The 24,643-nt window shown below is 73.8% G+C and carries 20 protein-coding genes and 1 pseudogene; 6 read left to right on the plus strand and 15 right to left on the minus strand.

Translation table 11 applies throughout. From position 1 onward, the window contains the following. Positions 1-119 precede the first annotated feature (119 nt). Entirely contained in the window at positions 120-1,544 is a 1,425-nt protein-coding gene (glnA, locus tag ACIBR0_RS04575; RefSeq protein ID WP_357039741.1) for a type I glutamate--ammonia ligase, read from the minus strand. Positions 1,545-1,835: 291 nt separating this feature from the next. Here glnA and ACIBR0_RS04580 point away from each other — a divergent pair, with 291 nt between their 5' ends. Continuing rightward, positions 1,836-2,243 carry an RDD family protein gene (locus ACIBR0_RS04580; RefSeq protein ID WP_396712680.1) on the plus strand — a complete coding sequence of 136 codons (408 nt, stop codon included), beginning with the start codon at positions 1,836-1,838 and terminating at the stop codon, positions 2,241-2,243. A 97-nt stretch (positions 2,244-2,340) separates the two neighbouring features. Here the strand turns inward: ACIBR0_RS04580 and ACIBR0_RS04585 are convergent, their stop codons facing one another. Next, complete coding sequence (locus ACIBR0_RS04585) at positions 2,341-3,030, minus strand: DUF4191 domain-containing protein (protein WP_396712681.1); 690 nt, start codon at positions 3,028-3,030, stop codon at positions 2,341-2,343. 159 nt (positions 3,031-3,189) lie between these two features. Here ACIBR0_RS04585 and ACIBR0_RS04590 point away from each other — a divergent pair, with 159 nt between their 5' ends. Both ACIBR0_RS04590 and ACIBR0_RS04595 read left to right on the plus strand, forming a co-directional pair. Further along, a complete protein-coding gene (locus ACIBR0_RS04590) occupies positions 3,190-3,396 on the plus strand; it encodes a hypothetical protein (protein ID WP_396712682.1) in 207 nt (68 codons plus the stop codon). Beyond that, positions 3,393-6,524: an ATP-binding protein gene (locus ACIBR0_RS04595; protein WP_396712683.1), complete on the plus strand. Its 3,132-nt coding sequence runs from the start codon at positions 3,393-3,395 to the stop codon at positions 6,522-6,524. Before ACIBR0_RS04590 ends, ACIBR0_RS04595 begins: the two co-directional genes overlap by 4 nt. A 203-nt stretch (positions 6,525-6,727) precedes the next feature. Here the strand turns inward: ACIBR0_RS04595 and ACIBR0_RS04600 are convergent, their stop codons facing one another. Together ACIBR0_RS04600 and lipA are read right to left on the minus strand one after the other, a co-directional pair. Continuing rightward, positions 6,728-8,329, minus strand: a complete 1,602-nt coding sequence (locus ACIBR0_RS04600; protein WP_396712684.1) for a hypothetical protein — start codon at positions 8,327-8,329, stop codon at positions 6,728-6,730. Between the two features lie 64 nt (positions 8,330-8,393). After that, positions 8,394-9,446 carry a lipoyl synthase gene (gene lipA, locus ACIBR0_RS04605; protein ID WP_357040168.1) on the minus strand — a complete coding sequence of 351 codons (1,053 nt, stop codon included), beginning with the start codon at positions 9,444-9,446 and terminating at the stop codon, positions 8,394-8,396. 404 nt (positions 9,447-9,850) lie between these two features. Here lipA and aspS point away from each other — a divergent pair, with 404 nt between their 5' ends. Continuing rightward, on the plus strand, positions 9,851-11,035 hold the full coding sequence (aspS, locus tag ACIBR0_RS04610) for an aspartate--tRNA(Asn) ligase (protein ID WP_396712685.1): 1,185 nt from the start codon (positions 9,851-9,853) through the stop codon (positions 11,033-11,035). Between the two features lie 120 nt (positions 11,036-11,155). Here aspS and ACIBR0_RS04615 read toward each other — a convergent pair whose 3' ends face one another. The 5 genes from ACIBR0_RS04615 to ACIBR0_RS04635 all read right to left on the minus strand — a co-directional run bounded on the left by ACIBR0_RS04615 (position 11,156) and on the right by ACIBR0_RS04635 (position 15,768). After that, positions 11,156-11,767 carry a TetR/AcrR family transcriptional regulator gene (locus ACIBR0_RS04615; RefSeq protein WP_396712830.1) on the minus strand — a complete coding sequence of 204 codons (612 nt, stop codon included), beginning with the start codon at positions 11,765-11,767 and terminating at the stop codon, positions 11,156-11,158. Positions 11,768-11,781: 14 nt separating this feature from the next. After that, the gene (locus ACIBR0_RS04620; RefSeq protein ID WP_396712686.1) at positions 11,782-12,456 is read right to left on the minus strand and encodes a DUF4166 domain-containing protein; all 675 of its coding nucleotides are present in this window, start codon (positions 12,454-12,456) and stop codon (positions 11,782-11,784) included. Further along, positions 12,453-13,157 carry an SRPBCC domain-containing protein gene (locus ACIBR0_RS04625; RefSeq protein ID WP_396712687.1) on the minus strand — a complete coding sequence of 235 codons (705 nt, stop codon included), beginning with the start codon at positions 13,155-13,157 and terminating at the stop codon, positions 12,453-12,455. The genes ACIBR0_RS04620 and ACIBR0_RS04625 overlap by 4 nt, the downstream gene beginning before the upstream one ends. 110 nt (positions 13,158-13,267) lie before the next feature. Further along, entirely contained in the window at positions 13,268-13,909 is a 642-nt protein-coding gene (gene lipB, locus ACIBR0_RS04630; protein WP_396712688.1) for a lipoyl(octanoyl) transferase LipB, read from the minus strand. 38 nt (positions 13,910-13,947) lie between these two features. Further along, positions 13,948-15,768: a DUF2079 domain-containing protein gene (locus tag ACIBR0_RS04635; protein WP_396712689.1), complete on the minus strand. Its 1,821-nt coding sequence runs from the start codon at positions 15,766-15,768 to the stop codon at positions 13,948-13,950. Between the two features lie 231 nt (positions 15,769-15,999). Here ACIBR0_RS04635 and ACIBR0_RS04640 point away from each other — a divergent pair, with 231 nt between their 5' ends. Further along, entirely contained in the window at positions 16,000-17,226 is a 1,227-nt protein-coding gene (locus ACIBR0_RS04640) for an alpha/beta hydrolase family esterase (RefSeq protein ID WP_396712690.1), read from the plus strand. A 92-nt stretch (positions 17,227-17,318) separates the two neighbouring features. Here ACIBR0_RS04640 and ACIBR0_RS04645 read toward each other — a convergent pair whose 3' ends face one another. Beyond that, positions 17,319-18,218 carry a TIGR01777 family oxidoreductase gene (locus ACIBR0_RS04645; protein WP_396712691.1) on the minus strand — a complete coding sequence of 300 codons (900 nt, stop codon included), beginning with the start codon at positions 18,216-18,218 and terminating at the stop codon, positions 17,319-17,321. 278 nt (positions 18,219-18,496) lie between these two features. Beyond that, positions 18,497-19,507, minus strand: a complete 1,011-nt coding sequence (locus ACIBR0_RS04650) for an aldo/keto reductase (protein ID WP_396712692.1) — start codon at positions 19,505-19,507, stop codon at positions 18,497-18,499. A gap of 65 nt (positions 19,508-19,572) precedes the next feature. On the opposite strand from ACIBR0_RS04650, the pseudogene ACIBR0_RS04655 reads away from it, so the two are divergent. After that, positions 19,573-19,714: pseudogene (locus ACIBR0_RS04655) on the plus strand (MerR family transcriptional regulator); the annotation flags it as partial. Here ACIBR0_RS04655 and ACIBR0_RS04660 read toward each other — a convergent pair. From ACIBR0_RS04660 to sucB, 4 genes are all read right to left on the minus strand, one after another. Further along, on the minus strand, positions 19,696-20,634 hold the full coding sequence (locus ACIBR0_RS04660) for a TIGR03621 family F420-dependent LLM class oxidoreductase (protein ID WP_396712693.1): 939 nt from the start codon (positions 20,632-20,634) through the stop codon (positions 19,696-19,698). The pseudogene ACIBR0_RS04655 and the gene ACIBR0_RS04660 overlap by 19 nt on opposite strands. Positions 20,635-20,701: 67 nt before the next feature. Then, positions 20,702-21,187, minus strand: a complete 486-nt coding sequence (locus ACIBR0_RS04665) for a hemerythrin domain-containing protein (protein WP_396712694.1) — start codon at positions 21,185-21,187, stop codon at positions 20,702-20,704. Between the two features lie 106 nt (positions 21,188-21,293). Beyond that, positions 21,294-22,625, minus strand: a complete 1,332-nt coding sequence (locus ACIBR0_RS04670) for a low temperature requirement protein A (RefSeq protein ID WP_396712695.1) — start codon at positions 22,623-22,625, stop codon at positions 21,294-21,296. Positions 22,626-22,753: 128 nt separating this feature from the next. Continuing rightward, the gene (gene sucB, locus ACIBR0_RS04675; protein ID WP_396712696.1) at positions 22,754-24,613 is read right to left on the minus strand and encodes a 2-oxoglutarate dehydrogenase, E2 component, dihydrolipoamide succinyltransferase; all 1,860 of its coding nucleotides are present in this window, start codon (positions 24,611-24,613) and stop codon (positions 22,754-22,756) included. Between the last annotated feature and the right edge of the window lie 30 nt (positions 24,614-24,643).

A 24,643-nucleotide genomic window follows, 5' to 3' on the forward strand; every position in this document is an offset into this window, starting at 1 on the left:
ACGGAACGGCGGCCACGCCGGCTGTGAGCCGGGCATGACCGCCGTCCGCGACGTTGTACCCAACCTGTACCCAAGATCAGTAGCGATCCTGTTGGTCCAGGTCAGAGCCTTGATCAGGCTCAGCAGTCGAAGTACATGGCGAACTCGTGCGGGGTCGGGCGCAGACGCACCGGGTCGACCTCGTTGGTCCGCTTCCACTCGACCCAGGTCGAGATCAGGTCGGGCGTGAAGACGCCACCGTCGAGCAGGTAGTCGTGGTCGGCCTCGAGGGAGTCGAGCACCGCCGACAGCGAGCCCGGCACCTGCTTGACGTCGCCCCACTCCTCCGGCGGGAGGTCGTACAGGTCCTTGTCGATCGGCGCCGGCGGCTCGATCTTGCTCTTGATGCCGTCCAGGCCGGCCATCATCATCGCCGAGAAGGCGAGGTACGGGTTGCTGGACGGGTCCGGCACCCGGAACTCGACCCGCTTGGCCTTGGCGTTGCTGCCCGTCACCGGGATGCGGGTGCAGGCGGAGCGGTTGCGCTGCGAGTAGACCAGGTTGACCGGAGCCTCGTAGCCCGGCACCAGGCGGCGGTACGAGTTGACCGTCGGGTTGGTGAAGGCCAGCAGCGACGGCGCGTGGTGCAGCAGACCGCCGATGTACCAGCGGGCGGTGTCCGACAGGCCGGCGTAGCCGGTCTCGTCGTAGAACAGCGGCTCGCCGTTCAGCCACAGGCTCTGGTGGGTGTGCATGCCGGAGCCGTTGTCGCCGAAGAGCGGCTTCGGCATGAAGGTCGCGGTCTTGCCGGCGTTCCAGGCCTCGTTCTTGATGAGGTACTTGAAGAGCTGGAGCTGGTCGGCCGCGTGCAGCAGGGTGGAGAACTTGTAGTTGATCTCCGACTGGCCGGCGGTGCCCACCTCGTGGTGCGAGCGCTCCACGGTGAACCCGGCGTCGACCAGGCGGCGGACCATGCTGTCGCGCAGGTCGGCGTAGTGGTCCACCGGCGGCACCGGGAAGTAGCCGCCCTTGTAGGCGGTCTTGTAACCGCGGTTGCCGCCCGGCTCCTCGCGGCCGGTGTTCCACGCGCCCTCGATCGAGTCGATGTAGTAGAACGACTGGTGCGCCGAGGTCTCGTGGCGGATCGAGTCGAAGATGTAGAACTCCGCCTCAGCGCCGAAGTAGGCGGTGTCGGCGATGCCGCTGGCGGCGAGGTACGCCTCGGCCTTCTTGGCCACGTTCCGGGGGTCCCGGGAGTACGCCTCACGGGTGAACGGGTCGTGGATGAAGAAGTTGAGGGCGAGGGTCTTCTGGGCCCGGAAGGGGTCGATGAACGCGGTGGCGACGTCCGGGAGCAGGAGCATGTCCGACTCGTGGATCGCCTGGAAACCGCGGATCGAGGAGCCGTCGAAGGCGAGGCCCTCGGTGAGGAGAGCGTCGTCGACGGACTCGACCGGCATGTTGAAGTGCTGCATCACGCCGGGCAGGTCACAGAAACGTACGTCGACGAACTTCACGTCCTCGTTCTTGAGGTATCGCAGGAGTTCCTCGGAATTGGCGAACACACGTCCTCCTGGCACGTCCACGGGTGGCTAGGCTCCTGGCGACGCTATGGCCAGGCGGTTGCCCGGCCGTGTCTTGAGTGTTTCTGCCGTGTTACGTCCCTCGCGGAGCGTCATCCGCGCCCTTCTGGCCGGTCCCGGCCGCCCGGCGGGACGCCGCCGGCTGTGCCATTCTAGGGACACTTGCTCTGTTTGGCCCCTTTTTGCGTCCTCGGCACGGCCGCACCCGGCGCGGACGCGCATCCTCCACTCCTGTTCCGGAGCGTCCCGGCGCCCTGGATACCCTTGACCGCTGTGACCACGCCGCAGGAACGCCCCCGACCGCCCGCCTCGGATCCGACCTTCACGCCGCCCACCCTGGGCCGGCGGTTCGGCGCGCTGATCATCGACTGGGTGCTCTGCCTGCTCGTCGCGCGTGGCTTCGCCGACCCGGTCACCGACGGCTGGGCCCCGGTCCTGGTGCTGATCCTGGAGTACGGCTTCTTCCTCGGCCTCTTCGCGCAGACCCCCGGCATGTACATCACGAAGGTCCGCTGCGTCTCGTGGACCGACGGCGGTCGCATCGGCGTGATCCGTGGCCTGCTGCGCGGCCTGCTGCTGGCGCTGGTCGTGCCCGCCCTGCTGATGGACGACAAGCGTCGCGGCCTGCACGACCGCCTCACCGGCTCGGTGATGGTCGACGCCCCCCGCCGCGCCGCCTGAACGCTCCCCGTCGCCCGCGCAAGATCGCAAGGGCGGCGGAACGGAGAGAGCCGGGCCCCGCTCGCGGGGCCCGGCTCTCGTGCGTACGCCTGCGGGGTCAGCGGCCCCGCGACTGGCGGAACGCGCCGCGCGGCGGCCGCATGTTCTTCGGGATCGCGCCCTTCGGCAGCTGCGGGCGGGCGGTGAGGGCCTTCAGCCGCTTGTCGAGGGAGTTGACGTCCTTGCCACTGAGGCTGCGGGGCAGCCGCATGAGGGTCATCCGCAGCTTCCGGATGGGCAGCTGACCCTCCTCGGTGCCGATCACGTAGTCGTGCAGCGGGGCGTTGCCGATCACCTTGGCGAGCCGGCGCTTCTCCTGACCGAGCAGGCCGCGCACCCGCTGCGGGTTGCCCTCGGCCAGCAGGATCACGCCGGGCCGGCCGATGACCAGGTGCACCATGTCCATCTGGGTGGTGGAGGTGACGGCGGGGGTGACCCGCCAGTCGCCGCGCATGTTCTCCATGATCTGCGCCGCGGCGCCGGGCTGCCCCTCCGCGGCGTTCATCATCGCCCGGTTCGACCGCAGGTTGAGCACGATCAGCACGCAGAGCAGCGTGATCAGGATGCCCAGCGGGATCCAGATCCAGCCCCAGGCGAGGAACGCGACCACGGTCAGCGCGAGCGGGATGACCACCGCGGCGAAGGCCAGGGGCGCGAACCACCTGTCCTGCTTGGCGGTGAACCGGAACACCATCCCGATCTGCTTCAGCCGCTGGCCGAACGAGACCTTCTCCTGGGGCTTTGCCATGACCCAGAGTCTAGTGGTGCCCCGCGCGCAGGGTGATCCGCGGGCGGCTGAGTACCTTACGCCGCCGTACGCCCTCCCGGGGTGGCCGGTAAGGAGGTGCGGCGTACGAAGATCAGGCAGCGCACCCATGCCGGGTGGGCACCTTCGGGCGGAGAGTCGGTGTCGGCAGAGAACGACGACCGCGAGGAGCCCGAGATGTTCACCACCGACCCCGAGTACCTGCTCAGCGTCCACCGTACGCACGCCTCCGAGCTGCGCGCGGAGGCCGCCGCGGACCGGCTGGCCCGGACGCTGCCCCGCCGGTCGGCGCGCGGCTGGCTCAGTCGCCGCCACCACGCCGGCCGCGGCGACGCAGCCGCCCGGTGACCGCCCCCGGTCCGACGGCGGCGACCGTCGAGCGACACCCGGCCCCGCAGCCCGACCCGGGCGGCGGGGCCGGCATGCGTTCCGGCGACGTGTCCGGGGCCGGTCGCCTCTCCGGCGACGCGTCCCGCGACGGGAAGCCGGCCGGCGGTACCGCCGGGGACCGGGAGCGGCCCGGCGGTACCGCCGGGGACGGGCCGACCGGCGGGCAGGGGCACGACGGGCGGCGTGGCATGCTCGGTGCCGTGACCGCACGCGCCGCCCGCACCGTTCTCGTCGGCCGCCAGCGCGAGCTCGCGGCCCTGCGGGACGCCCTGGCCCGGGCCCGCGACGGCGAACCGACCACCGTCCTGGTCGGCGGTGAGGCCGGGGTGGGTAAGACCCGGCTGCTGGAGGAGTTCGGCCACCGGGCCGGCGCCGGTGAGGCCCGGCTGCTGGTCGGGCAGTGCCTCGAACTCGGCGAGGCGGGCCTGCCCTTCGCGCCGTTCGCGGCGGCGCTGCGCGAGGTGCTGCGGCACGACGGCCCGGGCGCCTTCGACGGGTACGAGGCGGAGTTCGCCCGCCTCCTCCCCGAGCTGGCCCGGGGACCGCTCGGTGCCGCCGCACCGGCCGCCGCCGGTGTCTCCGACGCCCCGCGCGGGTACCTGTTCGACCTGGTCGCGCAGCTGTTCGGCCGGCTCGCCGCCGAGCAGCCACTGGTACTGGTGATCGAGGACCTGCACTGGGCCGACCGCTCCACCCGGGACCTGATCGGCTTCCTGGTCCGCGCGGCGCGCACCGACCGCCTGCTGCTGGTCTGCACGTACCGCACCGACGAGCTGCACCGGGGCCACCCGCTGCGCCCGTTCATCGCCGAGCTGGACCGCGCCCGTGGGGTCGAGCGGGTGGAGGTGGGCCGACTGGACCGGGACGGCACCGCGGCGATCCTGGCCGACCTGCTCGGTGCCGAGCCGGCCGCCCGGTCCGTCGACGACGTCCACGACCGCACCCAGGGCAACCCGCTCTTCATCGAGGAGCTGGCCGCCGCCGGCGACCCGGTCGGTTGTGCGGTGCTGCCGGACACCCTGCGCGACCTGCTGCTGGCCCGCGTGGACCGGCTGCCCGACGCGGCCCAACGGGTGCTGCGGATGGCCGCCGCCGGCGGCACCCGCTTTGCCCACCAGCTCCTCGCCGAGGTCGCCGGGCTGCCCGAGGCGGAGCTGGAGGACGCGCTGCGGGCCGCCGTCGCCGCCCAACTCGTGGTGGCCGACCCGGACGGCGACTACGAGTTCCGGCACGCGCTGGTCCGCGAGGCCGTCCACGACGAGCTGCTCCCCGGCGAGCACGCCCGTCTGCACGCCCGCTACGCCGCCGCCATCGAGGCCCAGCCGTACCTCGTCGCCGCCGGGCGCGCGCCGGCCGAGATCGCCCACCACTGGTACGCCGCACACGACCACCCCCGTGCCCTGGTGGCCGCCCGCACCGCCGCCTGCGCGGCCGCCGACCGGTACGCGTACGCCGAGCAGAGCCGGTTGCTGGAACGGGTGCTGGAGCTGTGGGAGCTGGTGCCCGACGCCGCCGACCGGCTCGACATGGACCACCTGGCCGTACTGGAGGAGACCCTGGCGGCGGCCACCACCGCGGGTGACTACCAGCGGGCTCTCACCCTGACCCGGGCGGCACTGGCCGAGGTGGACACCGGCGCCGAACCACTGCGCGCGGCGCGACTGCTGGACCGGCGCGGCCGGATGCTGTCCATCCTCGGCAAGAGCGACGGTGCCGCCGAGCTGCGGGAGGCGTACCGGCTGGCGAACCAGGGGCCGGAGGGCCCGGAGCGGCTGCGGCTGCTCGCCGACGTCGCCGCCCACCTGGGCCGGGTGGACCGCGCCGAGGGGGCCCGGATCGCCGCGGAGGTGACCGCCGTGGCGCGGGCCGCCGGGCTGGGCGCGCAACTGCCGATCCAGCTCGCCGTCGCGAACCGGCGGGACGGCGAGCCCGACCTGGGCCTGACCGAGCTACGCCGCTGCGAGGCGCTGGCCCGGGCCACCGACACGGTGCCGGCCCTGGTGAGCGTCCTGGTCCACATCTCCGACGTGCTCTTCGAGCTGGGCCGGTACGAGGAGTCGGCCCGGGCCGCCAGCGACGGGGTGAGCGAGGCCCGTCGGGTGGGGATCAGCCGGTCCACCGGCGCGTACCTGCTCTCCAACCGGGCCGAGGCGCTGCTCGCGCTGGGCCGCTGGACGGAGGCCGAGGAGATCTGCGCGGAGGCCGCGCGGATCGACCCCCCCGGCGTCACCGGCTCCCACTGGCAGCAACTGCGGGCGGGCCTGCGACTGGCCCAGGGCCACCCGGGCGCGGACGAGTCGGTGGGCCGGGCGTTGAGCTTCCTGTCCAAACCCTACCTGCACCCGAACCAGCGGCTGCCGCTGATCGAGCTGCGCCTGGAGGCGGCCCTCGCCGCCGACGACGAGGCCGAGGCCCGGCGTGCGGCGGAGACGGCTCTCGCCGACACCAGCCTCGTCGACTGCCCCCGCTACGGATGGCCGCTGCTGACCGCCCTCGCCCGGGTCGCCCGGCACCTCGGCGACGACCGGCTCGCCGGCCGGGTCGCCGCGCTCGCCGCCGCCGTACCGGTCCGGTTCCCCGCCGAGCGGGCGCACGCGGCACAGGTCGCGGCGAGTGTCGCGCCGGGCGACGACGAGCTGGCGGCGTGGCGTACGGCGGTCGCGGCGTGGCGGGTGGACGGCCAGCCGTGGCCGCTCGGCCGGGCGCTGCTCGCGCTCGCGGAGGCCGCGGCCGCGAAGGGGGAGCGGGACGAGGTGGCCGAGGCGGTCGCCGAAGTGACGGCGTTGGCCGGCCGGCTCGGCGCGACCCCGCTGGCCGGGCGGGCCGCCACGCTGGCCCGCCGCGTCGGCCTGCGCGGGGCCACCCGGGGTCGTCCCGGCGCCGACCTGCTGACCGCCCGTGAGCGGGAGGTGCTGCGGCTGGTCGCCGAGGGGCACAGCAACAGCCGGATCGCCGAGCAGCTCTTCATCTCGCCGAAGACGGCCAGCGTGCACGTGTCCCGGATCATCGCGAAGCTCGACGTGCACAACCGTGTCGAGGCGGCGGCGTTGGCCCACCGCCTGAACCTGCTCTCCGACCCCCACTGACCCCCACTGACCGCCACCCACCCACCCACCCACCGGCGCCCCACTCGCCCTTCCCCCGCTCCGCCGCGCAGTTTCGGGGAAGGAGTGGCCATTCGAGCCGGTGAAGCCACTCTTTCCCCGAAACTGCGCGGGGCGGCGCGGGGCGGCGCGGGGCGGGGCGGCGCGGGGCGGGGCGGCGCGCCGCGGGGCGGGGCGGGGGCGGGTCAGGGGTTGGCGCTGGGGAGGTAGGCGTGCCAGTCGGGGAGGGTGAGTGCCTCGTGGAAGCGGGGGTCGGTCCGCAGGCGGTCGTGCAGCGGTGAGCCGGACCGGGCGAGCCACACCGCGCCCGGGGACGACCCGACGGTCGTGCGGTAGGGCCGGTAGCGGTCGTGGCCGGGGCTCAGGTCGTCGTCCACCACCGCGCACACGACGTCCTCGCCGCTGGCGAGGGTGAGCCGGTTGCAGGTCCAGTAGCCGCCGTACAGGTGCCGGACGCCCCGCTCGCGCAGGGCCGCCACCAGGGCGTCGTGTCGGGCCTGCTCGGCCCGGGCGGCCGGTGCGGTGGCGATCGCACCGGCCGTCGCGACGGCCCCGGTGCCGAGGACCGCCACGAGCACCCCGGCCGCGACCAGGCGCACGGTGGCTGCCCGGCCGGGCTCGGCGGGCCGCCGCCGGGCCGCGTCCCACAGCGGCCACAGCAGCACCGGTACGGAGATCAGCAGGCAGGACAGGTACCGGGAACTCTCGATCGGGGTACGGCCGGACGCGCTGCTGCCCGCGTACACGGCCAGGGTGGCGACCGCCGCCCCGACCAGGGCGAGCGACAGGGCGGCCCGCACCGGCGGGGCCGGCGCGGTCGGTGTGGGGGAGACCCGCAGGGCACGCCGGGCGGCGAGGCCGGCGACGAGCAGGAGCACCGGAAGCGCCAGCGCCCACCAGAGCTGCCACCCGGCGCACCGCCCGGGGGAGCAGAAGCCCATGCCCAGCGGCGGCCCGAGCACGAGCGCACCGTGCAGCCGGTCGGCCCACCCGGCGGACTGGCCGGAACCGGCGGCGGCGAGCACCGCGTCGAGCGGGTTGCGGCCGGCGGCGAGGGCGTCCCCGAGCAGCGGGGCGGCCCCGACCAGCGCGCCGAGCCCGAGCAGCGCCCCGGCCCGGCCGCGCAGCTCCCGCCACCGGTACGCGACCAGCACCGCCCCGATCCCGGCCACGTACGGCAGCACCAGCGGGTCCACCCAGAGCAGCAGTCCGGCCAGCAGGCCCCAGCCCAGCCACCGGGGGAGTCGGCGCCCGGGCCGGCCGGTCGCCAGGTCGTACGCGAGGACGGCCAGCGCCATCCCGGCGGCGTTCATCTCCGGGTAGCCGCCCCCGGCGATGAGCTGGTTCTTGACCACCCGGTCGGAGCCGAGGGCGAGAACCACCACGACCAGCAGGCCGAACCAGCGGTCGGCGGTGAGCCGGAGCGCGAGCCGCCAGGCGAGCATCAGGAAGATCGCGTACAGGGCCAGGGTGGGCAGCCGCAGGCCGACCGTCGACGGGCCGGCGAGGGCGAACACCGGTGCGGCCAGGTACGCCTCCAGCGTCCCCATGTACCGCTGGCCGTAGAACCAGACGGGGAAGTCCCGCCCCTGCGCGATGTGCAGGGCGGCCAACCCCATCGTGGCCTCGTCGCTGTTGGTCTGCGGCGTGTCGGAGAGCAGCAGCCCGAGCCGGTACGCGACACCGGCCACGATCGCGAGAACGGTCAGCAGCGTGGGCAGCCGGGGCCAGGAAACCGGGAGCGCGCGCAGCGCGTGGCGTCGCTCCTGGCGTACCCCGGCGGTCATGGGCCGATCATGGCACCCGGCCGTCGGCCCGCGTGGCGCGGTGCCGGTGCGGCGGCGGGTTTCCTCAGCCGGCGGTGCCGACCGGGGTGGCCTCGCGGGCGTCCAGGGCCTGCCGGTAGAGCCGGCCGGCGCGGTACGACGAGCGCACCAGCGGGCCGCTCATCACGCCCGCGAAGCCGATCTCCTCGGCCTCCTCGCGCAGCTCCACGAACTCCTCCGGCTTGACCCAGCGCTCGACCGGGTGGTGCCGGGGGGTGGGGCGCAGGTACTGCGTGATGGTGATCAGCTCGCAGCCGGCGTCGTGCAGGTCACGCAGCGCCTGGGAGATCTCCGCGCGCTCCTCGCCCATGCCGAGGATGAGGTTGCTCTTGGTGACCAGGCCGTCCGCGCGGGCCTGCCGGATCACGTCGAGGGACCGCTCGTAGCGGAACGCCGGCCGGATCCGCTTGAAGATCCGCGGCACCGTCTCCACGTTGTGGGCCAGCACCTCCGGCCGGGCGCCGAAGACCTCGGCGAGCTGCTCGGGAACCGCGTTGAAGTCGGGGATCAGCAGCTCGACGCCGCAGCCGGGCTGCAGGGCGTGGATCTGCCGGACCGTCTCGGCGTAGAGCCAGGCGCCGCCGTCGGGCAGGTCGTCCCGGGCGACACCGGTGATGGTGGCGTAGCGCAGGCCCATCGACACGACCGACTCGGCGACGCGGCGGGGCTCGTCGGCGTCGAACTCGGCCGGCTTGCCGGTGTCGATCTGACAGAAGTCGCAGCGCCGGGTGCACTGGTCGCCACCGATGAGGAACGTCGCCTCCCGGTCCTCCCAGCACTCGTAGATGTTGGGGCAGCCGGCCTCCTGGCAGACGGTGTGCAGCCCCTCGCGCGAGACCAGCCCGCGCAGCTGGGTGTACTCCGGCCCCATCTTGGCCTTGACCTTGATCCACGGCGGCTTGCGCTCGATCGGCGTCTCGGCGTTGCGCGCCTCGATCCGCAGCAGCCGTCGCCCCTCGGGGGCGGCGGTCGCGGGGCGCGCTGCCTGGCCGGTCGTCGGCGCGGAGTGCTCGATCGTCACAAAACCGAGCCTACGCCCGTCGGCCGTGGTCGATGCACGTCGGGCGACCGCCGTCACGCCCCGAATCTTGTGACGCCGGACACCGGGGGCGAAAAAACCCCGTCACACCGACGGCCCCGGGGGTGCTAGCGTGCGCCGCAGAGCTGTGACGGAGCCGAGTAGGGCACCGGGACGCCAGTTTCAAGAGAGCCGCCGGTTGCTGCGAGGCGGTCTGGCGCCGGTGCGTGAAGACCCTCCCGAGCTGCGGGAAGAACGGTAAGGAAGGGCCCCTTCTTAACGCCTCCGGTAGAGGAAGGGCCCCCTTTTAACGCCCAGTAGACCCCGCCCGGCCGGCCCCGGTGAAAAGGCGACGAACGAGGCTCCCGCTCCGGCGGGGGCGAAGGTGTGGTGGCACCGCGAGGTTCCCGCTCGCCCACACCTCCCTGGGGATCGCGTTGCGATTGATCAAGGAGGTAACCGCCGTGCAACGCATCCTGTCCTCCCAACTCACCGCCCATGTCGGCGAGACCGTGCGGATCGCCGGTCACGTCCACCGCCGCCGGCTGCTCAAGTCGGTGGCCTTCCTGATCGTGCGGGACGCCGCCGGGCTCGCCCAGGTCGTCGTCACCGACGCCGCCGTGCGCGCGGCCGTGGAGACGCTGCCCGAGGAGACCGTCGTCGAGGTGGTCGCCACGGTCGTCGTCAACGCGACGGCGCCCGCCGGGGTCGAGCTGACCGCGCCGACGGTACGACCACTCGGCGCACCCGCCGAGCCACCGCCCTTCGACCTGTACCGGCCGGCCCTCACCGCCACCCTGCCCACCCAGCTCGACAACGCGCCCGTCGCACTGCGGCACCCGACCCGGTCCGCCGCACTGCGAATCTCCGCGGCGGCGGTGGCCGGCTTCCGGGCCGCCCTGGACGCCCGCGACTTCGTCGAGATCCACACCCCGAAGGTGGTCGGCTCGTCCACCGAGAGCGGGGCGAACGTGTTCGCGCTGGACTGGTTCGGCCGGCCCGCCTACCTGGCCCAGTCGCCCCAGTTCTACAAGCAGCTCATGGTCGGCGTCTTCGAGCGCGTGTACGAGGTGGGGCCGGTGTTCCGGGCCGAGCCGCACGACACCGTCCGGCACCTGGCGCAGTACACGTCGCTCGACGCCGAGCTGGGCTTCGTCACCGACCACCGGGACGTCATGGCGGTGCTCCGGGACACCCTCGCCGGGATGCTCGACACCGTCGCCGACCGGGCGGGCGCCGCGCTGGCGACGCTGGACGTGGCGGTGCCGGAGGTGCCGGCGGAGATCCCCGCCGTGCACTTCACCGAGGCGCTGAAGATCGCCGGCGCGCCCGCCGACGAGCCGGACCTGGCCCCGGTCCACGAGCGGGCGCTGGGGGAGTGGGCGCGCGCCGAGCACGGCTCGGACTTCCTCTTCGTCACCGGGTACCCGATGGCGAAACGCCCCTTCTACACCCACCCCGACCCGGCGCGGCCGGCGTACTCCAACGGCTTCGACCTGCTCTTCCGCGGCCTGGAGCTGGTCACCGGCGGGCAGCGGCTGCACCGGCACGCCGACTACCTGGCGGTGCTCGCGGCCCGGGGCGAGCCGGTCGAGCCGTACGCGGGCCCCTCCCCCCCCCCCCCCCTTCCCACCCCCTCCCCACCATGACCCCGTTGATCAAGGGGTTTGCGCCGGATCGCGCGCGGATCCTGACGCAAACCCCTTGATCAACGCCGGTCGGCGTGGGTGGGGGTGGGGAGGGGGTGGGGGTGGGGGAGGGGGTGGGGGTCAGGTTGGGGGGCGGAGTTTGGCGCGGGCCAGGGGGCCCAGGTCGTCGACCACCTCGACCAGGACGGCCAGCCGTTCCAGGGCGTCGAACGCGTCCCGCGCGCCGGCGTTGTCGACGCCCTCGAAGAGTTCCAGGCCGACGAAGGCGGCGGAGATCGCACGGGCCAGCCCGGCCGGGTCGGTGACCGGGGCGAGCGGGGAGTCGCGCAGCAGCCGCCGCAGCACGGTCTCGATCTCCGCCGTCCAGAGCCGCAGCGCCGACGCCGTGGGCTCGGCGAGCCGCTGGTCGGTCTGGGCGCCGGCCAGCATCTGGGCCAGCACCGCCACGTTCCCCTCGGCGCGCTCCTGCTCGTGCAGCGTGCGCCCGAGGTCGAGCAGTTCGCGCAGCGAGCGTACGTCCGCGAAGCGTTCGCGGTAGACGGCGACGCGGGCGGCGGTCGCGCTGCGGCACGCCTCGGTGAGCAGGTCGTCGACGCTGCCGAAGTGGTAGAAGACCAGGGCCTGGTTGACCCCGGCGGCGGCGGCGATGGTCCGGGCCGACACCCCGGCGATGCCGTGGGTCCGGATCGCGGCGAGCGCGCCGTCGATCAGCTTGTCGCGGGTGGCGGCCATGCGGGTCCCTTCGGTCATTCCCGAGGATTCTCCCGCAGCGGTCGTACGGCGGCGGGCACCGGTGCCCGGTCCGGGCGCAGGTACCGGAGGGTGAAACTGCCGGTGTAGCCGAACAGCGGCCCGAACCGGTGGTTGGTGACCGCCACCCGGATGCCGAAGCGGCCGGTGCCCTCGTCGTACCACTCGCGCAGGCGGGCCTCGCCGGTCAGCGTCGCAGGACAGCGCAGGCCGCCCCGGGAGCGGTAGGCGCCGCTGCGGATGGTGAGCGCGCCGGTGACGTCGACGCCGAGGTGCAGGTCCACCGCGAGATGCTGGTGGGTGCCGAGGTAGTCGACCAGGACGCCGCGCTGCTCGCTCCACACCATGGTGGCGTCGAAGCGGCGACGGCGGTGCGGGGACACCTGGAAGGTGCGGACGAAGGTGAGGGTGGGCCGGCCGTACGAGTCGGTGTAGGCGTAGTTCTCGATGGTGAACGGCACGTGCTCCCCGGTCTCCGGGAACAGGACGTGCCGCAGGGTGCCCAGGTGCAGGAACGGGGCGGTGAACGCGGCGCCCCGCCACACGCGCTCCATCACGCCGGTGCCCACGCACCCGACGTGGGTGGCGCCGTCGACGCCGAAGCGGCGTTGCAGTTCCGGGTGCAGCCGGTCGAAGTCGGCGCCGAGGGCGCGACGGAACACCGAGGTCACAGCTTCTCCAACAGCGCGGGGGGACGGGCGGCGAGACGGTCCGGCGGGCGGCGCCGGCAGCGGCGGGCGGCCGGGGTGTGGGGGTGTGGCGGCAGCACCGCCACGACGAGCGAGGCGGCGAGGACCGCGACGGCGGCCGGGGTGCGACCGGCCCCGCCGGCCAGCAGGCCGACGGACACCACGCCGAGCAGGCGTACGGCGACCTCCCGGACCGCGTTGCGCCGGGCCCGCTCGGGCGGTACACCGTGCTCCAGCCAGAGCCGGAGCCGGTCGAACGACCAGGCGGTGACCCAGCCGAACGCGGGACGGAAGGCGAGGTCGACCAGGCGGCCCACCGGTCCCCAGCGGGGGGTGTAGGTGTAGCCGGTCAGGAACCGCACCCCGGCCGGGCCGGGCACGTAGCGCCAGTAACCCGAGCCCACGGCGATCAGCGAGCGCGGGTCGTCCGAGCCGAAGCGCAGCGCGGAGGTGCGGGTGCCGTCCGGGCGGGACCGCTCCCCGGCGTGCACCCCCCAGCCGCCGACCGACACCCCGGGAACCACCGTCGTCGCGTACCGGAACCGGGCCGGCGTGCTGCCGGGGACCGGGTCGATCCGGCCGAAGCGGGCATCCCACCGACGGTGGGCCCCGGGGTCCTGCGTCGCTCGCCAGACATGCTCCATCGGTGCGTCGACACGTGTCTCGACATAGATGGCGCGCATGCCGGCCCCCGTTCTTGAGCGATCGCTCAAGAGGGAGGCTAGCGGCATTTGAGCGATCGCTCAATAGGGGGCGCGGGCCCGCCCGGCGGGATCCGCGAGGGGATTTCTTCTCAGCCCTCGACGAGGGTCGGCAGGTGCCGCTCGACCACCGGCAGCGCGTCGGCGACGGTGACCGGCCGGCCCAGCTCGGCGGTGAGCGAGGTGACGCCGGCGTCGCGGATGCCGCAGGGCACGATCCGGTCGAAGTACGCGAGGTCGCAGTCGCAGTTGAGGGAGAAGCCGTGCAGGGTGACGCCCCGGGCGACGCGGATGCCGATGGCGGCCACCTTGCGGGCCGGGCCCCGGTCGTCCTCGGGCACCCACACGCCGCTGCGCCCCTCGACGCGGCCGGCGGTCAGCCCGAACTCGGCGCACACGTCGATCAGCAGTTGCTCGGTGCGCCGGACGTAGGCGACCACGTCGACGGGGTCGGGCAGCCGCAGGATCGGGTAGCCGACCAGCTGACCCGGACCGTGCCAGGTGATCTTGCCGCCCCGGTCCACGTCCACGACGGGCGTGCCGTCCATCGGACGGTCCCACGGCTCGGTGCGCTTGCCGGCGGTGTAGACGCTCGGGTGCTCCAGCAACAGCACCGTGTCCCCGCGCTCGCCGGCCACCACGGACTCGTGCAGCCGTCGCTGCTCGTCCCAGGCGGCCTGGTAGTCGAGGACACCGGCGCGGACGGCCGTCAGGCCGGAGGTCGTGGCGGTCACGCTGCAAGCCTAGACCCGTACCGGCCGGTCACCCCTGCTCACGACTGCGGTACCCGCCACACCCACACGTCCTCGACCCGCTGCGGCTCGCCGAACAGGACGGTGGCGGTACGCCGGATCGCGTCCTCGTCGACCGGCCACTTGGCCCCGTGCACCTCGTCGGCGAGCACCAGCGTCTCGATCCGCCAGTGGCGCACGTCCTCCCGGACCACGGCGACCGTGCCGGCGGTGATGATGGGCACCAGGCCGGTCCGGCCGGCCTGGTCCATCAGGTCGCTCAGCAGCCGGCGCGGCGGGCCGATCTGGCCCCGGCCGTCCGGGCCGCCGGGGCCGAGGAAGAACCCGGCCGGGATGGTGAACTCGCCCTGCTGGTGCGCGAGGGCGTACGCCTGCCAGCGCTGCCCGTCCGGGTACACGTCCAGGGTCAGGGGCAGCGGGGTGAGCACGCCGCCCGGGGAGACGTACTCCGTCCAGGTGCCGGAGGTGATGAACTTCGGGATCGGCTCGCGCTCGACGGTCAGCAGCGGCATCGGCAGCAGCGGCAGCAGCGCCGCCGCGAACCCCGCGCCCCACGCCAGCCGCGCGGGCCGCCGCCGGGGTGGGTGGGCGCGGAGCTGGTCCACCGCGTACGCCAGCAGCACCCCGATGACCGGTGCCACCACGAGGGCCAGCCGGGCGGGCAGGGCGGCGTTCACCACCGGCAGGTGCCCGAGAAGGTCGAACGGCAGCGGCAGGTCGACCCGGCGGCCCTCGACCTTCGCCACCGGCCCGAAGGAGAGCACCGCGAAGGTCACCGCGACGACGCCCAACGCCCACAGGGTGGCCCGACGGCCGGGCGCGGCCCGGCGCCACAGCAGCACGAAGGAGGCGACCGTCAGCACCAGCAGCGGGTAGCCGAAGAACGAGTTCTCCTCGGTCGGATTCGGGGCGAGTTGGGTCCCCAGCCCGGCCTCGCCGGCGAGGGACCGGCTCGGAAACGCCCCGTACGCGGCGACGTCCTCGGAGTGGATCACGGCGTCGAAGCCGGTGCCGTGGAAGCGCTGCGGGCCGGCGAAGTGCAGCCACAGCGGGTACGCCAGCAGCACGCCGGCGGTCACGGCGGTCACCGCGAGCCCGCCCAGGAAGCCGGGCAGCACCGCCCGCGCCTCATCCCGGGTGGCCGGGTGCAGCGCCCACACGGCGACGAAGACGCCGAGCGCCAGGGCGGTGAAGAAGAGCCCCTCGGCCGCGATGGAGAACGCGACCGCGACCAGCACGCCGAGGATCACCCCGTCGCGCAGCCGGTGTTCCGGGCGGCGCAACGCGAACACCCGCCAGATCAGCAGCGGCACCAGCCAGCCGGCGGTCCAGTTCAGGTGGGCGTTGGCGTGCGAGACCATGCCGGGGGAGAAGCCGATGAACAGCCCGCCCACCCCGGCGGCGAGCCCGCCCAGGCCGAACTGCCGGGAGAGCAGCCAGTACCAGGCCAGCGCGGTGGCGGCGAGGTTGAGGGTGAGGATCACCAGGAAGGTGGCCGGCGGCCCGATCAGGTACGTCAGCGGCGCGAAGACCACCGCGTACACGGTGATCGAGGTGTTGACCGCGAGGTTGACCCCGTCCGGGACGTTGATCAGGTACGTGAAGAGCGGGTTCTCGCCGTGGGTGAGCGCGTGGCCGCCGAACGCCAGCAGCCACTCGAAGAGCGCCTGGTCGCTGGAGTTGACCGTGATGGCGCGGCCGTTCGGGTCCCGCCAGAGGCCGCTCGTCACCCAGACGGCCAGGGCCAGCGCGGCCAGCACCACGACCAGGTCGGCCCGGCGGTCGCGGACGGCACGGGGCACGGAGGCCGGCGAGGGAGCCAGGGACGGGGAGGTCGGCACGCAGCGGACGTTACCAACCGGATCTGGACACGCCCGGCAGACGTGCAAGGAAGGGCCCGCCGTTAACGCCTCGCGTTGTGGAAGGGCCCCCGCTTAACCCGCCGGACCCGCACGCACACCTCGACAACGACGAATGTGTGACCGTGGCCCATGTCACATGACTGACACGCCGACGTAACGTCGCGGCAACTCGCGGGTGACCCAGTTCACATTCCCCGACAGGAGGCCCCCGTGCGCCGCAACCCCACCATCTTCGCCCGGCTGGCCGGCGCGGCAGCCGGGCTCGTCCTGGCCGCCGCGGCGGTCGTCGCCGTGTCCGCCCCCGCCCAGGCCGCCAGCCTGACCCAGGTCACCGGGTTCGGTTCGAACCCCGGCAACCTTTCCCTGTACGCCTACCGCCCCGACAACCTGCCGGCCAACGCCCCCGCCGTGGTGCTCCTGCACGGCTGCACCCAGAACGGCCCCGGCTACTTCAACGGCACCGGCTGGCAGAAGTACGCCGACCAGTGGAAGTTCACCGTCCTCGTCGCCCAGCAGTCCAGCGCCAACCAGGGCAACTCCTGCTTCAACTGGTTCGTCGAGGGCGACATCAAGCGCGGCCAGGGCGAGGCGCTGTCGATCAAGCAGATGGTCGACTACGCCAAGACCAACTACGGCACCGACGCGGGACGTGTCTTCGTCAGCGGGCTCTCCGCCGGTGGGGCGATGAGTGCGGTCATGCTCGCCACCTACCCGGACGTCTTCCGCGCCGGCTCGGTCATCGCCGGCCTGCCGTACCGCTGCTCGCCGCCGGCCACGACCTCCACCTGCCAGTACAGCGGGGTGGACAAGACCCCGGCCGCCTGGGGTGACCTGGTACGCAACGCCTACCCCGGCTACACCGGCCCGTACCCCCGGGTCTCGATCTGGCACGGCACGTCGGACTACGTCGTGGTGCCCGCCAACGCCACCGAACTGCGCGACCAGTGGACCAATGTCCGGGGCGTGTCGCAGACCCCCACCAGCACCGCGTCGCTGCCCGCCAGCACCAGCCTGGAGGTGTACGGCAACAACGACGTGCGGCTTTACCGCGTCTCCGGGATGGGCCACGGCACGCCGGTCGACCCGGGTTCGGCGCAGGACCAGTGCGGCACCGCCGGGGCGTACATCCTGGACACCATCTGCTCGACGTACTACGACGCGGTCTTCTTCGGCCTGAACGGTGGCGGCACCAACCCCACCCCGACGCCGACCACCAGCCCGACGCCCACCCCGACCGCGTCGCCGACCCCCACCCCGACGACCAGCCCCACGTGCGTCACCGCCAGCAACTACGCGCACGTCACCGCCGGCCGCGCGTACGCCTCCGGCGGCTACGCGTACGCCAAGGGCTCCAACCAGCGGATGGGCCTCTACAACACCTTCTACACCAGCACCCTCAAGCAGACCGGCCCCGGCTACTGGGTGATCGGCTGCTGACCCACCACACCGACCCGGCGCGGCGTCCCATCGTCGGGTGCTGTTAAGAAGGGCCCCCTGCTCTACGCCAGGCGTTAACAGGGGGCCCTTCCTTACTCCGTCAGGGCGGCGTGCAGGGCGCTGGACAGGTCGGGGTGGCGGTAGGCGAAGCGGGCCCTCGTCAGCACGCCCGGCAGCACCCGGGTGCTCGCGAGGGCGTCCTGCGCGAAGCCACCGAGCGCCACCCTCAACGCCAGGGCCGGGATCGGGATGACCGCCGGCCGGTGCAGCTGTCGAGCCAGTTCCCTGGTGAACTCGGCGTTGGTCACCGGTGCGGGCCCCACCATGTTGACCGGGCCGGCCAGGTCGTCCCGGTCGATCAGGAACCGGGTCGCGTCCAGCCAGTCGGTCATCGAGATCCAGGGCAGCCACTGCCGGCCGCTGCCGAGCCGCCCGGCGATGCCCAGCCGGAACGGCAGGAGCTGCGGCTTGAGCAGCCCGCCGTCGCGGTGCAGGGGCAGGCCGGTGCGCAGCCGCACCACCCGTACGCCCGCGTCCTCGGCCGGCCGGGTCGCGGCCTCCCACACCCGGCACACGTCGGCGAGGAAACCCTCGCCCGCCGGGGCGTCCTCCTCGACCGACCGGTCACCGGTGTCGCCGTACCAACCCACCGCCGAGGAGTTCAGCAGCACCGTCGGCCGGTCGGCGGCCGGCAGGCCCGCGATCGTGACCGCCAGCGTGGTGGTGGTGTCGACCCGGCTGGTCCGGATGAGCTGCTTGTACTCGTCGGTCCACCGCTTGTCGCCGACACCCGCGCCGGCCAGGTTGACCACGGCGTCGGCCTCCGTGACCACCGCCGGGTCGAGCTGACCGGCGGACGGGTTCCACTGCCGTTCGTCGGGAGTGCGCGGTGCCCGCCGGACCAGCCGGACGACGTGGTGCCCGTCCGCGGTGAGCCGGTCGACCAGCCGGGTGCCGAGGAAGCCGGACGCGCCGGCCATGAGGATCCGCATGCCCCTATCTTCGGCCACCCGGCCGGATTTGGATGCGGTGCGCGGCATGAGCACCCACCTGTCGCCTGCGTCCGGCGGCCGTCGGCGGCGGTCGGCCGGTGGCGGCGGTGAGTGGAACACCATGCACGTCAAGGCGCTGCGGAGACAGCCATGGTGTTCCACTCACCGGTGGCGTCCGCCGGTCGGTAGGGCCGAGTCTCCTCAGGGCGCGGGCGGACGCCGGGTCCGGACGCCCCTCGCCGGGCGTCGGGCCGCGGCCGGCGGGCACCCTCGCGCGGTCAGGCCGTCGCCGGGGCGGCGCGCAGGTCGGCGAGGAGTGTTTCCACCTCGGCGAAGGCCGCCTCCGGCAGCGGACCGTACGCCAGCGTGCCGACGTTCTCCTCCGCCTGGGCCACCGTGCGGCAGCCGGGGATCGGCAGCGTCCGCGGGCTGCGCGCCAGCAGCCAACCGAGCGCGCCCTGGGCGAGGGTGCGCCCGTCGGCGGTGAGGACCTCGCGGACCCGCGCCACCCGGTCGGCCCACTCGGCGTCCGGCACGCCGTCGGTGAACCAGGGCAACCACTCGGGGGCCACCGCGCGCACGTCGTCACGGCCCCGGACCGCCGGAGAGCCCTGGTACCGGTCGGTGAGCAGGCCCATGGCCAGCGGTCCCCGGTTGAGGCTGGCCAGGTCGAACTCGTCGCAGACGGCGAGCATCGCCGCGTTGTCCCTCAGCACCGACTGGTCGTGCTGGATCGCGGCGCAGTGCCGTCCCGCTGCCGCGAACGCCCGCGCCGACTCCGGGTCGTCGGTGCTCCAGCCGTACGCCCGGATGCTGCCCTCGGCGACCAGGTCCTCCAACGTGTCGACCAGGTCGAGCGCCTGCGGCGCCGGCAGCGCGTTGACGTGCAGCTGGTACAGGTCGACGTGGTCGGTGCCGAGCCGGCGCAGCGAACCCTCCAGGCTCCGCCGCGCGTACTCGGGGCTGGCGTCCGTGCCGGTGGCCTGACGGGTGGCCTCGTCGGTCGGGTAGCCGAACTTGGTGGCGATCACCACCCGGTCGCGGCGTCCCGCCAGGGCGCGGCCGAGGACCCGCTCACTGTGCCCCGCGCCGTAGTTGCTGGACGTGTCGAAGAGGGTCACCCCCAGGTCGAGCGCCCGGTGGATGGTGCGCACCGACTCGTCGTCGTCGACCTCGCCCCAGCCGAGCGGCTGGTCACCCTCCCAGAACGGTCCGCCGATCGCCCAGCAACCCATGCCGAGCGCGCTGACCTCGATGCCGCTGCGTCCCAGTGTCCGTGTCGTCCTCATGCGTACAGCCTTCAGCCTGGAGTGCGCTCCAGGTCAAGCACTAGCCTGCGGACATGTACGCACGCCGGGAGGGCGAGCACACCAGCGCCGACCGCCGGGCCCCTGTTGGAACGGCACGCCGCCCGGGTGGAGGAGCAGATGCGCCTGCTCGAGCGCCAGTACGACCACCTCCGGGAGAAGATCCGCTTCTACGAGCGGCTCGCCTGAGCGTCCGCGGCGAGGCGGCCGAGGACCGGGGTGAGCGGATCGAGCGCGTCGCGGCGTACGACGAAACGGGTGATGCCCCAGCGGCGTTCGTGCGCGGCGACGGCCGCGACGATCTCGTCCTCGGTGCCGATCAGCACGTACGGCGTGGCGAGCAGTTCCTCCACCGTCAGGCCGGTGTCCCGGGCGGTGGATGCGGCGGCGGCCTCGGCGTCGTCGGTGACCACCACCTGCTGCACCAGGGCCTCCAGCACGGGCGGGGTGGCCCGGCCCGCCGCGCCCGCCGCCACCTGCGCCACCTGCGCCTCCGTGTCGGCCTCCCGCCAGCGGACCTCGTGGGCGTACCCGTCGGGGAGCGTGCGCCCGAGACCGGCGAGCCCGACGACGTCGGCGTGGGCCCCCGCCCACCGCAGCAGCCGGGAGTTCGCGGTGCCGATGGTCAGCGGGATCCGGGCCTGGACGGGCCGGGGCCGGTCCAGCCGTGCGCCGCGCATGACCAGGTCCGGCGTGTCGACGGTGACCTCCTCGCCGTCGAGCAGGGCGCGCACGGCCTCGGCCACGGCCACGCACCGGCGTACGCGGCCCGCCACGTCCGGGCGCTCCCGGCCGACGGCCCGCCACTCGGCCGGGGTGTGCCCGGCGCCCAGACCCAGCCGGGCCCGCCCCCCGGACACCAGGTCGAGCGTGGCGACGTCCGCGGCGAGCAGGGCCGGCTCACGGACGCCGGCGTTCGAGACGTACGACCCGAGGCCCAGCCTGCTCGTCACCGCCGCCGCGGCGGCGAGGGTGACGAACGGCGACGCCACCGCCCCCGGATGGTCGGCGGCGAACAGGGCGTCGAAGCCGGCCGCCTCCGCCCGGCGGGCCAGGTCCAGCCAGTCGGCGGCGTCGGTGGGGGAGGCCTGGAGCGAGAAGGTCGTCACCCGTCCCAGCCTGCCGTCGGCGCGGTCCGGCGGCGAGCCCGCGCGGGCCGTTTCTGCTACCGGCAGATCAGCGGTCCTCGGGTGGCAGCGGGACCCCGAGCAGCTCCTCGGTGCGGCCGTCCTCCAGCGCGTTGAGGGCCGCGGTCAGCTTCTTCTCCTCGTAGAGGAAATGGGTCTCCAGCAGCGCGGCGAGCGTGTCCAGCTCGTTGCGGACCTCCTCGACCGGGTGGCGGGAGCCGAGCAGGTCCTCGACCCGACGCAGCGCGGCCTCGACGAGCCGGTGGTCGGCCTCCAGCTCGCGCAGCACCGGCCGCAGCTCCGGCACCTGCGCGGCGAGCACCCGGAACGCCCCGGTGTCCTCGCCGGTGTGGTGCCGGGTCAGGCTCGCGCAGAAGGCCAGGCAGTGGGCCCGCAGCTCCCGAGGGCGTACGCCGGGGCCGTCCCCGTCCAGGCTGTCGCGGATGCGGTCCAGCTCCTCGCGGAGCCAGAGGTGGATCTCGACGAGGTGGTGGCCGAGGGCGCGCAGGCGCCCGTACGGCGGGGGTGGTGGCATGTGGTTCCCATGCGGTCGCGCGCCTCCGTGCCCTCGGCGGTCTCCGTGCCGGGTACACCGCGACGCTTCCGCCAACCTACGCGAGCACGCCCCGACGGTGGGGGCGTCAGGTCGAGGGGTCCTCGGGGGGCTTCTCCTTCCAGCGCGCGCGCCACGCCGCCTCGTGCGTCTCGTGGGTGGTCCGCTCCTCGAAGACGACCGCGTGCAGGGCCCGCCGCCCCTCGGCGAAGACCACCACCTCCGCCGCGACGAGCCCGACGCAGATCGCGGTGAGCAGGCCGAGGGTGGCGAGCCCCGGCAGGTGCATGCCGACCGGGATGGCGGCGAGGAGCAGCAGCACCGTGACGACCCGGGTCCACGACACCGTCCGCAGGGTGCGCAGCTGGAACAGCATGTTCGCCGACAGGAAGCAGGCCACCCCGCCGAAGAGCAGCGGCACGGCCGGCCCGTGTGCCGGCTCGGCGATCGGGATCTTCGGGTCGGCGATCTCGTGCACGATCTCCTCGGCGCCCAGGGCGAACAGGATGATGCCGGCGATCATCGGCAGGTACAGGTAGGCGTACGCGTCGCGGGCCATCGCCACCCGTGGCCGGCCCTCCGCGGCGTGCAGGGCGATCCGCGCGGCCGGCCCGATCATGTCGTAGTGCGCCCACCAGAGGGCGGCGGTGAAGACGATGCCGAGGACGGCCGCGGTGACCGCCGACCAGGTGGGTGGCTGGCCGAGGAGGTTGCTGCCGACGCCGACGGAGATGACCGACTCGCCCAGGGCGATGATCAGGATGAGGTCGTACCGTTCGGTCCAGTGCTCGGCCGAGGTGATCCCCCAGCCCCAGGTGCCGGCGATCAGCCCGGTGGCGTACTGGAGCACCACGACCGCCAGCCACAGCATGTCCCGGACCATGGTGGCCTGGCCCGGATCGTCGATCCGCGGGGGCACCAGCGCCGCCGCGGCCAGCAGGAGGGTGCTGACGAAGATCTCCGGGGTGAAGTGGCGCAGCTGCCGGCGCTCGTCCGGGCTGTCCTGCACCATGTGCAGGTAGAGCACGAGGTGCACGGCGCGGATCACCACGTAGCTGATCGCCACCACCGCCGGCCCGGCCGCCCCCGCGCGCGGGTCACCGAATGCCTGGGGCAGGGCGAGCGCGAAGCAGAACAGCGCCGCCATGCCGATCACCATCAGCACCGGCACGAACCCGACGCCGAGCCGGACCCGGGTGGCGACCACGCTGTGGATCACCCAGCACCACCAGAGCACGGCGAGCACCAGCATCGCGTGCAGGAGCTGCCGGCCGTTGATGTCCATGGCGGTGGCCCGCGTGATGATGAAGAACGAGAAGACGAAGACCAGGTCGAAGAAGACCTCGAACTTGTCCACCCGGGCGCCGGGGGCGACGGCGACGGCGGGCCCCAGCCGACTGCGCCACCGGAGACCGCCCACCGACCCACTCTCTCAGCGGGTCGCGCGGGGTGGGCCCGAATCGGGTCAGCCGGTGGAGACGCTCGGGTCCTGACCGGGTACGCGAGAGGGGCGCCCCGTCCGGGACGCCCCTCTTGTCGTACGCGGTGCTACAGGCCCAGCTCGGCCTCGAAGTTGCCGGCCTCCAGGCGCTCCTTGATCGTCGACAGGAAACGAGCGGCGTCGGCGCCGTCGATCAGGCGGTGGTCGTACGACAGGGCCAGGTAGATCATCGACCGGACGGCGACGACCTCACCCAGGTCCGGGTCGTTGACCACGACCGGCCGCTTCACCACGGCACCCGTGCCGAGCATCGCCGACTGCGGCGACGGCACGATCGGGGTGTCGAAGAGCGCGCCCCGGCTGCCCGTGTTGGTCAGCGTGAAGGTCGCGCCGGCGATCTCGTCCGGGCTGATCTTGTTGGTCCGGGTGCGCTCGGCCAGATCGGCGACCCGCTTGGCGATGCCGCCGAGGTTGAGGTCGCCGGCGTTGTGGATGACCGGCACCAGGAGACCGCGCTCGGTGTCGACCGCGATGCCGAGGTGCTCGGCCTCCGGGTAGGTGATGGTCCCGCCCGCCAGGTCCATCCGGGCGTTGACGATGGGATGGGTCTGCAGCGCCTCGACGGCGGCGAGGGCGAAGAACGGCAGGAAGGACAGCTTGACGCCGTGCCGCTGCACGAAGGAGTCCTTCGCCCGCGCCCGCAGCTTGGCGATCCTGGTGACGTCCACCTCGACGACCGTGGTGAGCTGCGCCATCTCGTGCAGCGACTCGTGCATCCGCTTGGCGATGGCCGCACGGATCCGGGGCAGCTTCTCGGTCGTACCGCGCTTGGTGCTCGGCTGCGGCTTCGCCGCCGGCTGGGCCGGGGCCGCCGCCGCGGCGGGTTGCTGCGGCGCCGGGGCGGCCTTCGCCGCCTTGGCCTTCTCGGCCGCGTCCAGCACGTCCTGTTTGCGGATCCGGCCACCGACGCCGGTGCCGTTGACCGACGACAGGTCGACGCCGTGCTCGCCGGCCAGCTTGCGCACCAGCGGGGTCACGTAGCCGGCGGCCTCCTCGCCACCGCCGGAGACCGGGGCGGTCGGGCGCTGCGGGGTCGTGGTCGGCGCGGCCGGCTGGGCGGCCTGCTCGGCCTTGACCGGCTCGGCGGCGACCTCGGCCTCCGCGGCCGGCTCGTTGTACGACAGGCCCGGGGTCGGCTCGGACACCGACGGCTCCGGCTTCGCCTCGGCCTTCGGCTCCGGCTTGGGCTCGGGCTTCGGTTCCGGCTTCGCCTCGGGCTTCGGTTCCGGCTTGGGCTCGGGCTTCGCCTCGGCCGGGGCCGCGACGGCGGCGCCGATGACGGCCAGCTCGGCGCCGACCGCGGCGGTCTCGTCCTCGGGAACCTTGATCTCGAGAACGGTGCCCGCGACCGGCGACGGGATCTCGGTGTCCACCTTGTCGGTGGAGACCTCCAGCAGCGGCTCGTCCACCTCGATGGTGTCGCCGACCTGCTTCAGCCAGCGGGTGACCGTACCCTCGGTGACGCTCTCACCGAGGGCCGGCATCGTCACCGGGGTGCCGCCGCCCGACGGCGTCGGAGCGGCCTGCGCCTCGGCCTTCGGGGCCTCGGGGGCCTCGTCCTGCGCGACCTGGTCGGCGGTGCCCTCGGCGGCGGCCGTCGGCTCCGCGGCCGGCTCGACCTGCTCGGCCGGCTCCTCCTGCGGGGCCTCGCCGCCGCCGGCCGCGCCGCCCTCACCGTCGATGACGGCCAGCTCGCTGCCGACCTCGGCGGTCTCGTCCTCGCCCACCACGATCCGGGTCAGCACGCCGGCCGCGGGGGACGGGATCTCGGTGTCGACCTTGTCGGTCGACACCTCGAGCAGCGGCTCGTCGACCTCGACGGTGTCGCCCTCCTGCTTGAGCCAGCGCGTGACGGTGCCCTCGGTGACGCTCTCGCCGAGCCGGGGCATGGTGACCGATACCGGCATCTTCCAAAACTCCTTCAGTCCCTGGTGCGA

Origin of the sequence: Micromonospora sp. NPDC049497 (genome assembly GCF_044465805.1) — a bacterium.
GTDB lineage: Bacteria > Actinomycetota > Actinomycetes > Mycobacteriales > Micromonosporaceae > Micromonospora.